18 protein-coding genes and 1 riboswitch are annotated in these 15,225 nt (G+C 38.4%); all 18 genes read left to right on the top strand.

What is annotated here, in order from left to right:
- The first annotated feature begins 163 nt into the window (after positions 1–163).
- The 18 genes from ribD (at position 164) to hypE (ending at position 15,225) form a co-directional block, all read left to right on the top strand.
- The gene (gene ribD / locus BBF96_RS05885; RefSeq protein WP_127016289.1) at positions 164–1,261 is read left to right on the top strand and encodes a bifunctional diaminohydroxyphosphoribosylaminopyrimidine deaminase/5-amino-6-(5-phosphoribosylamino)uracil reductase RibD; all 1,098 of its coding nucleotides are present in this window, start codon (positions 164–166) and stop codon (positions 1,259–1,261) included.
- Between the two features lie 23 nt (positions 1,262–1,284).
- A complete protein-coding gene (locus BBF96_RS05880; RefSeq protein ID WP_127016288.1) occupies positions 1,285–1,947 on the top strand; it encodes a riboflavin synthase in 663 nt (220 codons plus the stop codon).
- 18 nt (positions 1,948–1,965) lie between these two features.
- Positions 1,966–3,177: a bifunctional 3,4-dihydroxy-2-butanone-4-phosphate synthase/GTP cyclohydrolase II gene (locus tag BBF96_RS05875; protein WP_127016287.1), complete on the top strand. Its 1,212-nt coding sequence runs from the start codon at positions 1,966–1,968 to the stop codon at positions 3,175–3,177.
- Positions 3,178–3,476: 299 nt separating this feature from the next.
- Positions 3,477–3,944 (top strand): 6,7-dimethyl-8-ribityllumazine synthase, encoded by a 468-nt coding sequence (gene ribH, locus BBF96_RS05870; RefSeq protein WP_127016286.1) that lies wholly within the window; start codon positions 3,477–3,479, stop codon positions 3,942–3,944.
- Positions 3,945–4,051: 107 nt separating this feature from the next.
- Positions 4,052–4,157: riboswitch (TPP riboswitch) on the top strand.
- A gap of 88 nt (positions 4,158–4,245) precedes the next feature.
- The gene (gene thiT / locus BBF96_RS05865; RefSeq protein ID WP_127016285.1) at positions 4,246–4,794 is read left to right on the top strand and encodes an energy-coupled thiamine transporter ThiT; all 549 of its coding nucleotides are present in this window, start codon (positions 4,246–4,248) and stop codon (positions 4,792–4,794) included.
- 338 nt (positions 4,795–5,132) lie between these two features.
- Positions 5,133–5,786 carry a thiamine diphosphokinase gene (locus tag BBF96_RS05860; RefSeq protein ID WP_164730922.1) on the top strand — a complete coding sequence of 218 codons (654 nt, stop codon included), beginning with the start codon at positions 5,133–5,135 and terminating at the stop codon, positions 5,784–5,786.
- 206 nt (positions 5,787–5,992) lie between these two features.
- On the top strand, positions 5,993–6,199 hold the full coding sequence (locus tag BBF96_RS05855; RefSeq protein WP_127016283.1) for a hypothetical protein: 207 nt from the start codon (positions 5,993–5,995) through the stop codon (positions 6,197–6,199).
- A gap of 158 nt (positions 6,200–6,357) precedes the next feature.
- Positions 6,358–7,146, top strand: coding sequence for a class I SAM-dependent DNA methyltransferase (locus BBF96_RS05850; RefSeq protein ID WP_127016282.1), 789 nt, complete (start codon positions 6,358–6,360; stop codon positions 7,144–7,146).
- A gap of 851 nt (positions 7,147–7,997) precedes the next feature.
- Positions 7,998–8,930 carry a hydrogenase small subunit gene (locus BBF96_RS05845; RefSeq protein ID WP_257792011.1) on the top strand — a complete coding sequence of 311 codons (933 nt, stop codon included), beginning with the start codon at positions 7,998–8,000 and terminating at the stop codon, positions 8,928–8,930.
- 25 nt (positions 8,931–8,955) lie between these two features.
- Positions 8,956–10,377 carry a nickel-dependent hydrogenase large subunit gene (locus BBF96_RS05840; protein ID WP_127016280.1) on the top strand — a complete coding sequence of 474 codons (1,422 nt, stop codon included), beginning with the start codon at positions 8,956–8,958 and terminating at the stop codon, positions 10,375–10,377.
- A gap of 12 nt (positions 10,378–10,389) precedes the next feature.
- Complete coding sequence (locus tag BBF96_RS05835) at positions 10,390–10,857, top strand: hydrogenase maturation protease (protein WP_127016279.1); 468 nt, start codon at positions 10,390–10,392, stop codon at positions 10,855–10,857.
- Positions 10,850–11,233 carry a hydrogenase maturation nickel metallochaperone HypA gene (gene hypA, locus BBF96_RS05830; RefSeq protein WP_164730921.1) on the top strand — a complete coding sequence of 128 codons (384 nt, stop codon included), beginning with the start codon at positions 10,850–10,852 and terminating at the stop codon, positions 11,231–11,233. Before BBF96_RS05835 ends, hypA begins: the two co-directional genes overlap by 8 nt.
- Entirely contained in the window at positions 11,190–11,858 is a 669-nt protein-coding gene (gene hypB / locus BBF96_RS05825; RefSeq protein ID WP_205665725.1) for a hydrogenase nickel incorporation protein HypB, read from the top strand. Before hypA ends, hypB begins: the two co-directional genes overlap by 44 nt.
- Before the next feature lie 20 nt (positions 11,859–11,878).
- The gene (locus BBF96_RS05820; protein ID WP_127016276.1) at positions 11,879–12,061 is read left to right on the top strand and encodes a TatA/E family twin arginine-targeting protein translocase; all 183 of its coding nucleotides are present in this window, start codon (positions 11,879–11,881) and stop codon (positions 12,059–12,061) included.
- A complete protein-coding gene (gene tatC, locus BBF96_RS05815; RefSeq protein WP_164730920.1) occupies positions 12,042–12,788 on the top strand; it encodes a twin-arginine translocase subunit TatC in 747 nt (248 codons plus the stop codon). The genes BBF96_RS05820 and tatC overlap by 20 nt, the downstream gene beginning before the upstream one ends.
- 77 nt (positions 12,789–12,865) lie before the next feature.
- The gene (locus BBF96_RS05810; protein WP_127016274.1) at positions 12,866–13,087 is read left to right on the top strand and encodes a HypC/HybG/HupF family hydrogenase formation chaperone; all 222 of its coding nucleotides are present in this window, start codon (positions 12,866–12,868) and stop codon (positions 13,085–13,087) included.
- Positions 13,077–14,225, top strand: a complete 1,149-nt coding sequence (gene hypD / locus BBF96_RS05805; protein ID WP_127016273.1) for a hydrogenase formation protein HypD — start codon at positions 13,077–13,079, stop codon at positions 14,223–14,225. The genes BBF96_RS05810 and hypD overlap by 11 nt, the downstream gene beginning before the upstream one ends.
- Complete coding sequence (gene hypE, locus BBF96_RS05800; protein ID WP_127016272.1) at positions 14,215–15,225, top strand: hydrogenase expression/formation protein HypE; 1,011 nt, start codon at positions 14,215–14,217, stop codon at positions 15,223–15,225. The genes hypD and hypE overlap by 11 nt, the downstream gene beginning before the upstream one ends.

Here is a 15,225-nt window from a genome sequence, read left to right as displayed (position 1 = left end):
GGATTATCTGTCTTAAAATTACAGTGGATTCCATAGTTTTGGTTTGTGGAATACTAACCCCGGAGATATATCCCGGGGTTTTAATTTTTATTAAGTAATGAAAGGTAGGTGAAATATCGCCATTTTACCGCTTGATTGAGCGGTTTTTCTGGCGATCAGTCTTATGAAAAAATATATGGAATTAGCTTTAAGGCTAGCTGCAGAGTGGAGAGGTTTTACCAGCCCTAACCCTATGGTTGGAGCCATGGTGGTTAAAGATGGAAAGATAGTGGGGAAGGGAGCACATAAAAAAGCCGGTGGACCTCATGCTGAGGTTTATGCTTTGGATGAGGCAGGTGAACTGGCCAGAGGAGGTACACTATATGTAACTTTAGAACCCTGTTCACATTACGGAAAAACACCGCCCTGTACGGAGAAGATCATTGCCAGTGGTATAAAAAAGGTTGTAGCGGCTATGGAAGATCCTAACCCGCTTGTTGCAGGGAGAGGATTGACAAGGTTGAAGGAGGCTGGGATTGAAGTAGAGGTTGGTCTTTGTGAAAAGGAAGCAAGAAAATTAAATGAAGTTTTTATAAAATATATAACTACCCGCAAGCCTTTTGTGATCTTAAAGGCAGCAATTACCCTTGATGGAAAGATTGCTTCGGTTTCTGGGGATTCAAAATGGATAACCAATGAGTTGTCCAGAATCAAAGTACATCAACTCCGCAATCAGGTGGATGCAGTTTTGGTTGGTAAAGGCACACTACTAAGTGATAATCCAAGACTTAATGTGAGATTAGAAAGAGGTGAAATCAGGAATCCTCAAAAGATTGTTTTAACCAGTTCTTTAGATATTGAACCTGCTCAACTTAAAGAGATGGCTGCTTATCAGCTTTCTACAGAAAAACCTTTGATTATGGTTGGTGCTAAAAATCTAGTCTCTCAAAAGCGGGTTGAAGAGCTTGAGAAGATGGGAATTGATGTAATTTTGCTTTCCTATGAAGAAGACGGTGTGGATTTAGAGCAGTTACTGATTGCTTTAGGAGAACGGGAGATTACAAGTTTACTTTTAGAAGGAGGTAGTGGTGTATATACCCGATTCTTAAAAGCCGGATTGGTTGACAAAGCTTATATTTTCCAGGCTCCTATAATTATTGGTGATGAAGGCTTAAGTTGGGTTCAAAAGATGGGTTTTGAAAAGATAGATCAGGGGCTTAGATTAAAAGATGTAGAGTATGAGCCCATAGCAGACAATATACTGACCATTGGTTATTTTTAAGTTAATGGAGAGGAGGTAGCGGAATGTTTACCGGTATTATTGAAGAGGTGGGCATTATTTTAAATATTACACGGGGAACCAATTCAGGTAGTCTGACCATTGCTGCAAAAAAAGTTTTAGAAGATGTGGAAATAGGCGATAGTATTGCTGTTAATGGTGTTTGTCTCACTGTCACCTCATTTACGAAAGGTCAGTTTACTGCTGATGTAATGCCTGTAACCCTGGATAAGACCAATTTGGGTGAACTCTCTCCCGGTAAAAAGGTTAATTTAGAAAGGGCCTTACAGCTAAAATCCAGATTGGGAGGTCATTTAGTCAGCGGACATGTGGACGGAGTTGGAACAATTCTCAGTATCAATCAGGATGATAATGCCATTTTGATTGAAATTGAAGCACCTGAAAAGCTGAAACCCTTTGTTATACGTGAAGGTTCCATTGCAGTTGATGGTATTAGCTTAACTGTAGCTGAGCTTACACCTAAGGGCTTCTGTGTTTCAATAATTCCCCATACTGCTAAAAAGACCACATTGGCAAATCGGAAAGTTGGAGATAGGGTGAATCTGGAGGGAGATATAATTGGCAAATATTTATATCATTTCTGGCAGCAGTTAAATAACGATGAAAAAGCTTTAGAAAAGAGTTCCAGGATTACTAAAGAATTTCTTGCTGCCAATGGATTTTTTTAAGAAAGGGAGAGGAAGAGGATGAGATTTAATACAATTCAGGAAGCATTAGAGGACTTGAAAAAAGGAAAAATGATTATTGTTGTTGATGATGAGGACCGGGAAAATGAAGGGGATTTTGTCATGGCAGCAGAAAAGGTTACACCTGAAGCTATCAATTTTATGATTACCAATGGCAAAGGGTTGGTCTGTGTGCCGATGATGGGAAAAGATCTGGACAGATTAAACTTGCCACCGATGGTGATCAACAATACTGATCCCCATGAGACAGGATTTACAGTTTCTGTAGATCATAAAGATACTACTACAGGGATCTCCGCTTATGAACGGGCATTGACCATTAAAGAGTTGATTAATCCTGAAAGTAAACCTGAGGATTTTAAACGTCCAGGCCATATCTTTCCTTTACGGGCCAGAGATGGCGGCGTTTTTGTCCGCCCGGGCCATACGGAAGCTGCTGTTGATCTGGCAAGGCTGGCTGGTCTTTATCCAGCGGGAGTAATTTGTGAGATTATTCTACAAAATGGACGGATGGCACGACTACCGCAGCTTGAAAAGATGGCAAAAGAATGGAATATGAAGCTAATTTCTATAGCTGATCTAATCAAATATCGGAAAGAGGTTGAGATCTGGGTAAAAAGGGTAGCTAAAGTCAATATGCCAACAAAATATGGTAAGTTTATCATGTATGCATATACAGCACCTGATTCTCAAGAACCGCATCTAGCGTTGGTGAAAGGTGATGTAGCAAATACATCCGAGCCTGTTTTAGTTCGGGTTCACTCCGAATGTTTGACAGGAGATGTTTTTGGCTCAGAGCGGTGTGACTGTGGAAGTCAGCTGGTACGTTCAATGCAAAAAATAGAAGAGGCTGGTAGAGGAGTTTTACTCTATTTACGTCAGGAAGGTCGGGGGATTGGTTTATTGAACAAATTAAAAGCTTATGAACTTCAAGAGCAAGGTTATGATACGGTAGAAGCTAACTTAAAATTGGGCTTTGAAGCTGAACTAAGAGATTTTAGTGTAGGTGCAGCTATCTTGCGGGATCTGAATGTTCATCGGATCAGATTAATGACAAACAATCCTCTTAAAATCAGTGATCTAACCAAATATGGGATTGAGGTGATTTCTAGAGAACCCCTTGAAATTCCACCAACCTGTGCAAATTTAAATTATCTAAAAACTAAAAAAGAACGGATGGGACACCTTTTGGCTCAGGAATTATTTCAATAATGATTAAACTAAAAAAAGCTTGAAATCGAACTATTAATAAATGGTTAAATTGCAAAAAGTTAATTTTTCGCTTTTTGAGAAATTTTTCGAATCATCTAAAGCTCAATTTCCGCTGAAATAAGGCTACCTAATCAAAGGGCCCTCCTGGCCCTTAGAACTAGCTCATCACCTCCTGTGATGAGGCCTTATTTCGTCGGAAATCTCGCAAAGATTTGGCGAAAAATTTCTATGTCGCTCAAAATTAGCTTTTTGCAGTATAATCATAAATTAAAATAATGTTTAAATAGGAGGGTGAAATGATGTATAAGACATATGAAGGAAAACTGACAGGAAAGGGATTAAAATTTGGAATTGTGGTAAGTCGTTTTAATGAGTTTATTTCCTCAAAATTACTGACAGGAGCTTTAGATACTTTGAAGCGTCATGAAGTTCTTGATGAAGATGTAGAGATAGCCTGGGTTCCGGGTGCTTTTGAAATTCCGTTGGTGGCAAAGAAGATGACACTCAGTGGAAAATATGATGCAATAATCTGTCTTGGTGCAGTAATCCGTGGTGCGACTCCCCACTTTGATTATGTTTGTGCTGAAGTTTCCAAAGGAATTGCCAAAGTCAGCTTAGATTCTGAAATTCCGGTAATGTTTGGTGTCATAACCACCAATAATATTGAACAGGCCATTGAAAGAGCAGGGACAAAGGCTGGTAACAAAGGCTCAGAAGCTGCTCTAGCTGCTTTAGAAATGGCCAATTTGATGAGAGAATTTAGCTAAAAGCTGGATTTTTATCGGTTTCTAATTAATTTTATTTTGTAGGCAGGAATATTTTATTACTGTGTAGAATAAATATAATAAACGATAATTGAATATATGAAGTAGTTTAAGGCTGCTAGGGGAGCCATTACATGGCTGAGAGGATGTGTAAAACATCGACCCTAACAACCTGAACCAGGTAATACTGGCGGAGGGAAGCAGTCCGTAGTAAAAGTATGACCAATTTACGGATGTACCGTACCTCACCAGGGTACGGTTTTTTTTTAAAATGCCAAATCAAATTTATAAGGAGGAGTTTTTCATGCGGAATCAAAAAATTAGAATGATGATTGAAATGGCTGTAGCGGTTGCTATAGCACTGATTCTTAACAAATTAGTACTTTTCCACATGCCTCAAGGCGGTTCTGTTAACCTGGAGATGCTTCCCATTATTTTTATAGCTCTTCGCTGGGGAGTAGGTGCAGGTTTTTTGACAGGTGCTGCTCATGGGTTACTTCAGATGATCTTTGGTGCATATATTGTACATCCGGTTCAACTAATTTTAGATTATCCTTTACCTTTTGCTTTGTTGGGACTGGCAGGTCTTTTTAAAACCCAACTGGATGGTGATAAAGGAGCTATTAATATCATTCTGGGTACAGTTATAGGTGTATTTGGACGTTTTTTAAGTCATCTTATCTCAGGAGTGGTCTTTTTTGGTGAATATGCTCCTGAAGGTCAGAATGTCTGGGTTTATTCAGCTATCTATAATGCTTCTTATATAATACCATCCCTTTTGATCTCTCTTGTAATTTTACTTCTTGCTAGAAAGCAACTGGCGAAGATTAATCCAGTTGAAGTTTCAGAATAAAATAGTGATGAAAACTCCTCTGGGTTTATAGAGGAGTTTTCATTTTATATGAAGAAATTTTGCTATAAAAATAAAATATATAATGATTAAACTGCAAAAAGCTAATTTTGAGCGACATAGAAATTTTTTGTTAAACCATCTTAGTTCGATTTCAGTCGAAATAAGGCACACTAATCAATGGGCCCTCCTGGCCCTTGATTAGCTCATCAATCCTCAGATGAGGCCTTATTTCGACTGAAATCGAACTTTAGATGATTCGAAAAATTTTTCAAAGAGCGAAAAATTAGCTTTTTGCAGTAAAATCATGTAATAAGATATTGAAAATGGGGAGTGGAGATATGGTTAAACGTGCTCTAGTATTAGCAAATGGTGAACGTCAGGTAGATCGGAATTATTTTCATAATTTAAGAAAGAGAGTGGATACTCTGATCTGTGCTGATGGCGGTGCAAAGTTTGCCTTACAGTTAGGATTAAAACCTGACCGAATTTTTGGTGATCTAGATTCGATAAATCCCGATGTGAAAGAAAGATACGAAAAGATGGGGATAGAGTTTGTACTCTTTCCAGCGGAAAAGGATAAAACTGATACCCATCTGATATTGGATTATTTAATTGCAGAAGGTTATAAGGAGGTTTTTGTTGGTGGGGCTTTCGGTGGACGGCCGGATCATTTTATGGGAAATCTGGTGTTGTTGAATTATGGCCATCAATATGGTGTAAAAGTAAAGTTAGTATCGCCAACAGTAGAGATTCAGATATTAGAAGGTGAGTTGGTGATTGAAGGGCACAAGGGGGATACCTTTTCTTTAATTCCGGTTGATCACGTAGTACGTGGGGTTACGCTGAAAGGTTTTAAATATTCTTTAACTGATGCAGAAATTTTTCGAGAGAGTACGCTGGCAATTAGTAATATTATTGTATCGGATCAGGCAAGGGTTAAGATTAAAGAGGGACGGGCTTTTTTGTTTATAATAAGTCGATCTGAGGTATAGGGATTAAACTTGTCAAGGTATTTTTCAATAGTATGATTGTACTGCAAAAATAGTTAAATTTAAAAGGATTTAAGAAAGTCCTGAGCAAATTTTTGTAATTGCTCAGGACTTTTATTTAAACAATTAGTAGAAAATATTAACAAAGAATAAGAAAATGACTTTCAGCATATTTATTTAATAATTGATGTATAAAGGGGATGTTTTTTATGCGTTTAGGTGATCTTGTGATCGACCGGAATGATCCTGAGAGTTTAATTTATCAAATTACCCATTTTGATGGAAATAGAGCAATTTTAAAAGTTATGGATTTGCCACTTATTACATTTTTACCGTTGGAGTGTTTAGTAAAAATATCATCTTCCACTGTTGAACGACCCTTTCGGGTAATTAAAGGAAAGGATAATAGGCTGTAGGGTCTTAAAAGATCCTACAATTTTTATTTTGTAGATAAGGGTCAGAGTCAAGTCAGGCCTGACTGAGTTATTTAGAAATTAGATGATAATTAAGAGGAGTTTGGAAAAAGTTGACGAAATAAAGATTAAAACTTTATCAAAGAAAGGATTGAAATATTATGAAAAAGGAGTTTTATAACACGGAATATGAAGGTTTTTTTGCTGAATTTTATGATGTTTTACATTCTAATGAAGATGATGCTCTAGCATTTATCAGTTTTGCTAAGGAATTTGGAAGTCCTATACTGGAACTGGGTTGCGGAACGGGGAGGCTTCTTATTCCTCTCGCAAGAAAAGGTTTTGAAATAACTGGTATGGATTTATCTGAAGCAATGTTGGAGATTTGCCGTAATAAATTGGAGCAGGAAGAAGATGAAGTTAAGGATAGAGTTACTTTAGTTAAAGCCGATATGCGAGACTTTAATTTAGAAAAAAAGTTTAAATTTATATTTACTGCCTGTAACACACTTATGCATCTATCTACAATAAAGGATCTTGAGAAAGCTTTTAAGTGTATAGCTACACATCTGACAGAGGATGGGGTATTTATTATCGATATCAGTGCTCCTGATATCCCATATATGGTAGAATCCAATGGAAAAGAGTTTGTTTTTGAATATACCCATCCTGAGACTGGAAGGAAAATCATAGATCGTTTTAAACCAACCTATGATTTCTTGAATCAGATTGAAAAAGATGAAATTATTCTTGAAGAATATGAAAAAGGGGAAATGATACGCCAGGCAATTAGCAATGTTATACTGACTTATTTCTTCCCCCGCGAATTGAAAATAATACTCCAGCATTGCGGATTTGAAATTTTTGAGGAATATGGTTCTCTTAATAAGGATCCGTTAACAGAAAAAAGTCAAAATATCATATTTTTATGTCGTAAATCCAGTTCTTAACAAGGATTGGATGAGCTAGTTGACAAACCTTTCTTTTTTAGAGACTTGCCCGTGCACTGCTAGAAAAACTAAATATGATTAAACTGCAAAAAGCTAATTTTTCGCTTTTTGAGAAATTTTTCGAACCATCTAAAGCTCGATTTCCGCCGAAATAAGGCTTCCTAATCAATGGGCCCTCCTGGCCCTTAGAACTAGCTCATCACCTCCTGTGATGAGGCCTTATTTCGTTGGAAATCTTGCTAAGATGGTTTAGCGAAAAATTTCTATGTCGCTCAAAATTAGCTTTTTGCAGTTTAACCAAATATAATTTCTAGCGTATAAGTTAAGATTTAAAGCCAGGAGGGCGGAAGCCTTGACTTTTAAGGACGCGCAGCCAGGAAAGCGGAGCGTCCGGTAGCGGAAGAAATTATATTTAGTTTTTGTTCCTCTGTGGGATCAAATTATGTGCACCTACCCTTTTTTCAACAGCTTGATCCAGTTCTTAACAAAAACTGGATTTTTTTGTGCTGAAAGATTCAAAAAAATTTCCTTCAGTTTTTTATGTGAAAAAAGTATCTTTATATATCTGGTAAAAGGATAAAAGTCCTCAAAAGTAGAATTAAAGAAAATCAAAAAAATTTTAATTATATTACATTAATATCAATATTTTTATAAAGATTATTAACATATACTTAAAATAGATCCAAAATTTTCATACTAGAGCATATAATATTTTAGTAAAAAAACTTATTTTTAGTACTAAAACCAATTGACTAATTAACGACAATTTGCTATAATGGGAAATAAGAAAAAAACTGGTTATTTTTTTATATAAGAAAGTTATATCTTTCACAAATTCCGCCAAGCCGGGGGTGGAATTTAAAGAAAAGAGTTTAAAAAGGAGGAATGGGAGTATGAGAATTACTCGCCGTGAATTTTTGAAATGGGCAGCTACTTCCGCTGCTGCTTTAGGTCTTTCGCAGTTGGATTTATTACGGCTGGAGAAAGTATTAGCTGATTCTTCTGCTCCACCTGTCATCTGGATTCAAGGAGCAAGCTGTAGTGGTTGTGCTATCTCTTTATTAAATGTAACAGATCCAACTACTGTTGATGATGTATTATTAAATCACATTAGTCTCAAGTATCACCCAAACCTCTCTGCTGTTGCAGGTCATATGGCAATGGAAAAGATAGAGTATGAAATGATTGATAAGATGGGTCAATTTATTCTGGTAGTAGAAGGGTCTGTGCCGACCAGTGCTAATGGCAAGTATTGTATTGTTGGCGAAAAGACCGATGGCACCCCCTGGACCATGTATCAGGCTGTTCAGGATCTGGCTGCTAAGGCTAAATATGTGATTGCTGCAGGCACCTGTGCTGCTTTTGGCGGAATTCCCGGTGGCAATCCAAATCCAACTAGTGTTGTCCACCTTGATGAGATCGTTGAGAAAAATAAAGTGGTTAATTTGCCAGCATGCCCGGTTCATCCAACCCATCTGGTAAAAGTGATACTAGAACTTATTTCCACCGGAATGCCAGCCCTGGATGGCGAAGGAAGACCAAAAGCATTCTTCAGCCGTAAATTACATAGCAATTGTCCACGTAGGGGAACTTCCCGGGCGAAGAAAATTGGTGAATTTGGCTGCATGAATGGATTAGGTTGTAATGGACCAAATACTTACATTGATTGCCCACTTGTTAAGTGGAACAATGGGGTTAATTGGTGTATTGGATCCAACCATCCATGTATCGGTTGTGCATATCCCGGTTTTCCAGATGCTGTATCCCCATTCTATAAATTTTAATTTATAAGAGAAAGGAAGTGAAATTGTGGCTAAGATTAAAATAGATCCAGTAACCCGTATTGAAGGTCACCTGGCTATTGAAGTTGATATAGATTCTAACAATAACGTTATATATGCTCATAGTACGGGTAACCTGTTTAGAGGTTTTGAAAAGATTTTAATTGGTCGTGATCCACGGGATGCTGTTCATTTGACCCAGCGAATTTGCGGTGTCTGCCCCGTATCCCATTGTATGGCATCTGTAAATGCTCTAGAAAATGCCTTCGGCTATACTCCATCTGATCAGGCTCGCATCATACGAAATCTGATTCTGGGTAGTAATTTTATTGCAAGTCATATTTTACATTTTTATCATCTGGCAGCTCTTGATTATATTCAGGGACCGGAGATGGAACCCTGGACACCTCATTATAATACTGATTGCCGTTTAACTTCCAGCCAAAATCAAGCAATCATAGATAACTATGTAGCGGCTTTGGAAGCGCGACGGAAAGCCCATGAGATGGCTGCTATCTTTGCAGGTAAAATGCCCCATGTTACTACAGTGCTGCCCGGTGGTGTATCTGTAACACCAACTTCTGAATCGATCTCTAAATTTAACATGTATCTGGATTGGATTATTGACTTTATTAATAATAAATATATTCCAGATGTTAATACTATAGCTGATGCTTATAGCGATTATTTCAGTATCGGAGTTGGAAATGGCAATTTATTAGCATATGGTGTATTTGACCTGGATAATACTGGTAATTACAAACTTTTTAGACGGGGAGTTTATACCAATGGTACAATTTCCGAGCTGGATGAGAGCTTGATTAAAGAATATGTAATGTACAGTTGGTATGATAACTCTGATACTAATAAACACCCATCTAATGGTTCTACTACTCCTACTCCGGATAAATCCGGTGCATATAGCTGGTTGAAGGCTCCGAGATATAATGGTGAGCCATTTGAATTAGGCCCTCTGGCCCGGATGACCATTAATGGTGATTATACGAACGGTATTTCTGTTATGGACCGTCACCTGGCCAGGGCTCAGGAAGCTAGAAAGATTGCTTATGCAATGAAAGATTGGCTCCTTCAGCTTGAGCCAGAAGTTACTTCCTATGATGAATTGACCGTACCTAATAGTAGAGTTGGTGTTGGTTTGACTGAAGCACCACGGGGTGCAGTAGGTCATTGGATTGCTATCAGTGATTCTAAGATCAGCCATTATCAGGTAATCACCCCAACTTGTTGGAATGCATCTCCACGTGATGATAATGGTAATCCTGGGCCAATTGAAGGAGCTTTAGTTGGTACTAATGTGGCTAATGTAGAAAAACCAATTGAGATTCTTAGAATAGTTCACTCTTATGATCCATGTACCGGTTGTTCTGTTCATGTTTCCAGAGCTGACCGTGAAGTGATCAGTGAATTTATAGTCAATCCTGTAAGGTAGGTTAATATAAAGATGAAAACTGCTGTTATCGGGATAGGAAACATTTTACAAAAGGATGATGGTATCGGAATCTGGGTTATTAGAGAATTTATGAAAGAAGGGATAGAAGGTGTAGAGATTATAGATGGCGGGACTGCCGTCTATGATCTCATTTCCACCTTCATGAAATACAACCGGTTAATCATAGTGGACAGCCTTAAAGCTGGTCATGAGCCGGGCACTATCTATCGGTTGACTTTAAAGGAACTCAAATGGAGGGAAGGGAAATCTTCCCTTCATGAGATTCATTTTTTGGACGTTTTGAAGATGCTCCAGAAACTGGGCCATAATCCGGATGTGGTAGTTATAGGAATGGAACCAAAAGAAATTTGTTATCAAATGGGATTATCGGAAGAGTTAGAAGAAAAAATTCCATATGTCATCGAAATTATTAAAGAAGAAATTAGTAATTTTAACATCAGGAGGACAGAAAATGCATGAACTATCTCTGATGCAGAGTATTTTTGAGATTGTAGAGGCTGAGATGAAGGCTCATGGTCTGGCCCATATAGATCTGGTCAAAATTAAAGTAGGAGAGTTGACAGCTGTTGAGGGAGCGTCTATGCAATTTGCATTTGAGGTATTGAAGAAGGGGACGGGATTAGAAAATGCTCGACTGGAGATAGAGTATGTACCCGGTGTGGCCTATTGTGCTAAATGTGATCTTCGGTATCTAATGGAGGGATATCGGATAATCTGTCCGCAATGTGGAAGAGGGGGTCGGATTATAGCTGGTAAGGAGTTATATGTAGATTCGTTGGGGGTGGATGATGGTGAAGAAAATAAAAATTGTCAAAAGTGTATTAAAGGCCAATGATCGGGTGAGTGAACAGAATCGGCAGATTTTTGATCAACATAATCTGTTGGTAATGAACGTGATAGGTTCTCCGGGAGCTGGAAAAACCACATTACTGGAAGGGCTGATTAAGCGGGTTAAAGACAGATTAAAGATTGCTGTTATAGAAGGAGATATCTTCACCATCCGGGATGCCAAACGGATTGAAGCCTGTGGAGTTGATGTAGTTCAGATTAACACCGGTGGAGGATGTCATCTGGATGCAGTAATGGTACAGGAGGCCCTTGAAAATCTGAATTTAAATAAACTGGATCTTTTGGTAATTGAAAATGTTGGCAATCTAGTCTGTCCTGCTGCATTTAACCTGGGAGAAGATTTTAAAATGGTGGTAATGAGTATAACCGAGGGTGATGATAAGCCTGAAAAATATCCACGGATCTTTCAGGAGTCGAAAGTACTTGTGGTAACTAAAATTGATTTACTTAAGTATAATCAGTTTGATATGGAAAGGTTTTTGAATGAAGTAAAGGGAATCCAGCCTGACATTGAAATATTTAAAGTTTCCAGTATTAAAGGGGAAGGGCTGGATGAATTAGTAGAGTGGATAATAAAACAGTTGGAAGTTAAAAAGAGCATGTCAGCGTAAATATAAAAGGAGGAATTGTTATGTTCAATATTGGTATTCCTGAATTAATCCTTATTCTGGTTATTGCTTTGATTGTTTTTGGGCCAGGTAAGTTACCAGAAGTGGGTAAATCTCTGGGAAAAGCTATTCGCGAGTTCAAAAATGCTTCAAAAGAAATGACTGCTGAAATTTTGGAGGATGAAAATGACAAAAAGCAGGTATGATCAAAAAATGACATTGGTTGAACATCTGACCGATTTACGGAAATGTATTATAAAAGCAATATTGGGTTGGCTTGTTGGAATTGTGCTAATCTTTTTATATGCAGATCGGGTTTATTATTATATGACAGAACCTTTAGGAGTTACTAATCTTGTATATATTTCTCCTATTGAGGGTTTTCTTACATATTTGAAAATTGCCATTTATGGCGGTTTGATGTTGGCAAGTCCGGTTATTATTTATCAACTGTTTCGCTTTGTTTTACCCGGTCTTTACCAGCATGAAAGGGTAATTTTGTTTACCTTGATTCCTACAGCATTTCTCCTGATGGTGGTAGGAATATCTTTTGGGTATTTTGTAGTACTTCCTTTTGCTTTAAAGTATTTGCTTAATTTTAGTAGTTTGAATGTTCAACCTATGCTATCGATGCAAAAATATATTGGTTTTGTTACTACTTCTCTGATGATTTTAGGAATCGTCTTTGAGATGCCACTTGTAGTAATCGGTTTAACGAAACTGGGAGTGGTGACTCCAAAATTTTTACGAAAACACCGTAAATATGCTATCGTACTTTCAGTTGCAGTAGGAGCAATTTTGACTCCACCTGATGTAATAACTCAGGTGATGATGGCAGGGCCATTGCTTTTCTTATATGAGATCAGTATCTGGCTTTCATATCTTTTCTGGAGTAAAAAACAGAGAAAAAAAGAAAAGACAGTAAGTAATTAGATTCTGGAAGATTCCAGAGGAAGGGGTTTTTGCCCCTTTATTTTTAGTCTTATTCAGGGAGTAAGGAGGAACATTAAATGTGTATTGGAGTTCCTGGACAGATTATAAGTATTATAAGGTTTGAAGGAATTGTAGAAACAAAAGGTATTCAGCGGAAAGTGAATTTAGCACTGGTACCGGAAGCAAAAGTAGGAGATTATGTCATGGTTCATGCTGGAACGGCGATTCAAATAATTAATAATGAGGAAGCTCAGGCTACATTGAAATTATTAGAGGAGTTGGTAGGTGATGAAGAATAGATACCGTGATCCTCTTTTGATTCAAAAGGTGACCCAAAAAATTCATCAAGTTACTGAATCTCTCGATAGAACTGTTCGTTTAATGGAAGTTTGCGGAACTCATACCCACAGTATATTTCATTTTGGGATAAGGGATCTACTGCCTGAAAAAGTGGAGCTAATTTCTGGCCCGGGTTGTCCTGTCTGTGTGACACCGATGGAGTTTATCGATCAGGCAATTTTATTATCGCGCCAACCGGATGTTATCATCACAACTTTTGGAGATTTAATGCGGGTTCCTGGAAAACGGGGATCTTTATTACAAGCCAAAGCAGAAGGGGCAGATGTGGAGATTTTGTATTCACCTCTTGATAGTTTGAAGCTGGCACGTGAAAATCCCGAGAAGTTGGTGGTATTTTTAGGTGTGGGATTTGAAACTACCATACCATTGAGTGCTCTTGCTATTCAGCAAGCTGAGGTAGAAGGAATCAGGAATTTTAAAATATTAAATGCCCATAAAATAGTACCCCCGGCATTACGCGCTTTAACAACTCAAGATATAAGGCTGGATGGATTTATTTTACCCGGTCACGTGAGTGCAATTATTGGTCTTAAACCTTATCATTTTCTAGCAGAAGAATTTGGTATGCCGGGGGTGGTAGCCGGTTTTGAACCTCTTGAGATTTTGCTTGGAATTCTTAAAATTTTAGAACAACTGTCGGAAGGAAGGGCTGAAATTGAAAATGTATATCGACGGGTTGTATGTTCAGAAGGTAATCGGCGAGCAGTAGAGATGATTAATAAATATTTTGTACTAACGGAGAGTGAGTGGCGCGGTCTGGGTATGATTCCCGATTCGGGGTTAATGCTTAAAGATGAATGGAAAGATTTTGATCTTCTGACTCAGGAAAACCTGGATGCGGTTAAGGCAGTCCAGGAAGAAATGGAGCAATTGTCAGAGTATAGTTCACAAAATATGGATGGTCCGTGTATTTGCGGTTTAATTTTAACCGGACGAAAGATACCGCTGGATTGTCCGTCTTTTGACAAAGTCTGTACGCCTGAGTCGCCGTTGGGAGCCTGTATGGTTTCAGCTGAAGGAACCTGTGCAGCTTATTATCGTTATCGCGGGAGAGGAGGACGTTTTCATGTCCGATAAGATTTTACTCGGCCACGGAAGTGGTGGAACAATGACTAGAAAATTGATTGAAAATTTGATTGTTAAGACTTTAGGAAATCCAACTTTAAATAAACTCACCGATGCAGCTACATTAAATTTACCCTCAGGTCGTCTAGCAATGACAACTGACTCTTTTGTGGTTACTCCACCCGTTTTTCCTGGTGGAGATATTGGTAAACTGGCAGTTTATGGGACGATAAATGATCTGGTTATGGTAGGAACAAAACCTTTTTATCTCAGTCTGGCTTTTATTTTGGAAGAAGGAATTGAATTAGAGTTATTTCGTAGGATAGTTGATTCAATAGCAGAGGCAGCGGAAAATGTAGGAGTAGAGATTGTAACCGGGGATACCAAAGTGGTGGAGAAAGGTAAAGGGGATCAAATATATATAAACACGACGGGGATAGGCATAATTCCTGATGGTATAGAGATGTCTCCTGAGAGGATTCAGGTTGGAGATAAGGTAATATTGAGCGGTACTATGGGAGATCATGGAATCACCATCCTGGCGTGTCGGAAAGGTTTAGAGATGAAGACGGATTTAAAAAGCGACTGTGCACCATTACATCGATTGGTTAATGCCATGCTAGATGTAGAGCCGAAGATCAGAGTAATGCGTGACCCAACCCGTGGTGGTGTAGCATCTGTGTTGAATGAAATTGCTGAACAGGCAGGTGTAGAGATAAAAGTAGAAGAGAGCAGAGTACCCATTTTGCCACAGGTGCAGGGGATGTGCGATCTTTTGGGATTAGATCCTTTTCATGTGGCAAATGAAGGTAAGTTAATAGCAGTTGTGCCTGCTGAATCAGCGGAGGAAGTTCTATCTGCCATGCGTGCACTGCCGGAAGGTAAAGATGCGGCGATCATCGGTGAAGTGGTGGCAAAAACTGAGTATCCCGAAGTATTTGTGGAGACGGAGATTGGAACAACCCGGATTCTGGAGATGTTGGCAGGAGACCAATTACCAAGGATATGTTAA

Source organism: Anoxybacter fermentans, from assembly GCF_003991135.1.
In the GTDB taxonomy this organism is placed as follows: Bacteria; Bacillota; Halanaerobiia; order DY22613; family DY22613; genus Anoxybacter; species Anoxybacter fermentans.
Note: the sequence above shows the minus strand (reverse complement) of the source record. Positions and strands in the feature narration are given on the sequence as shown.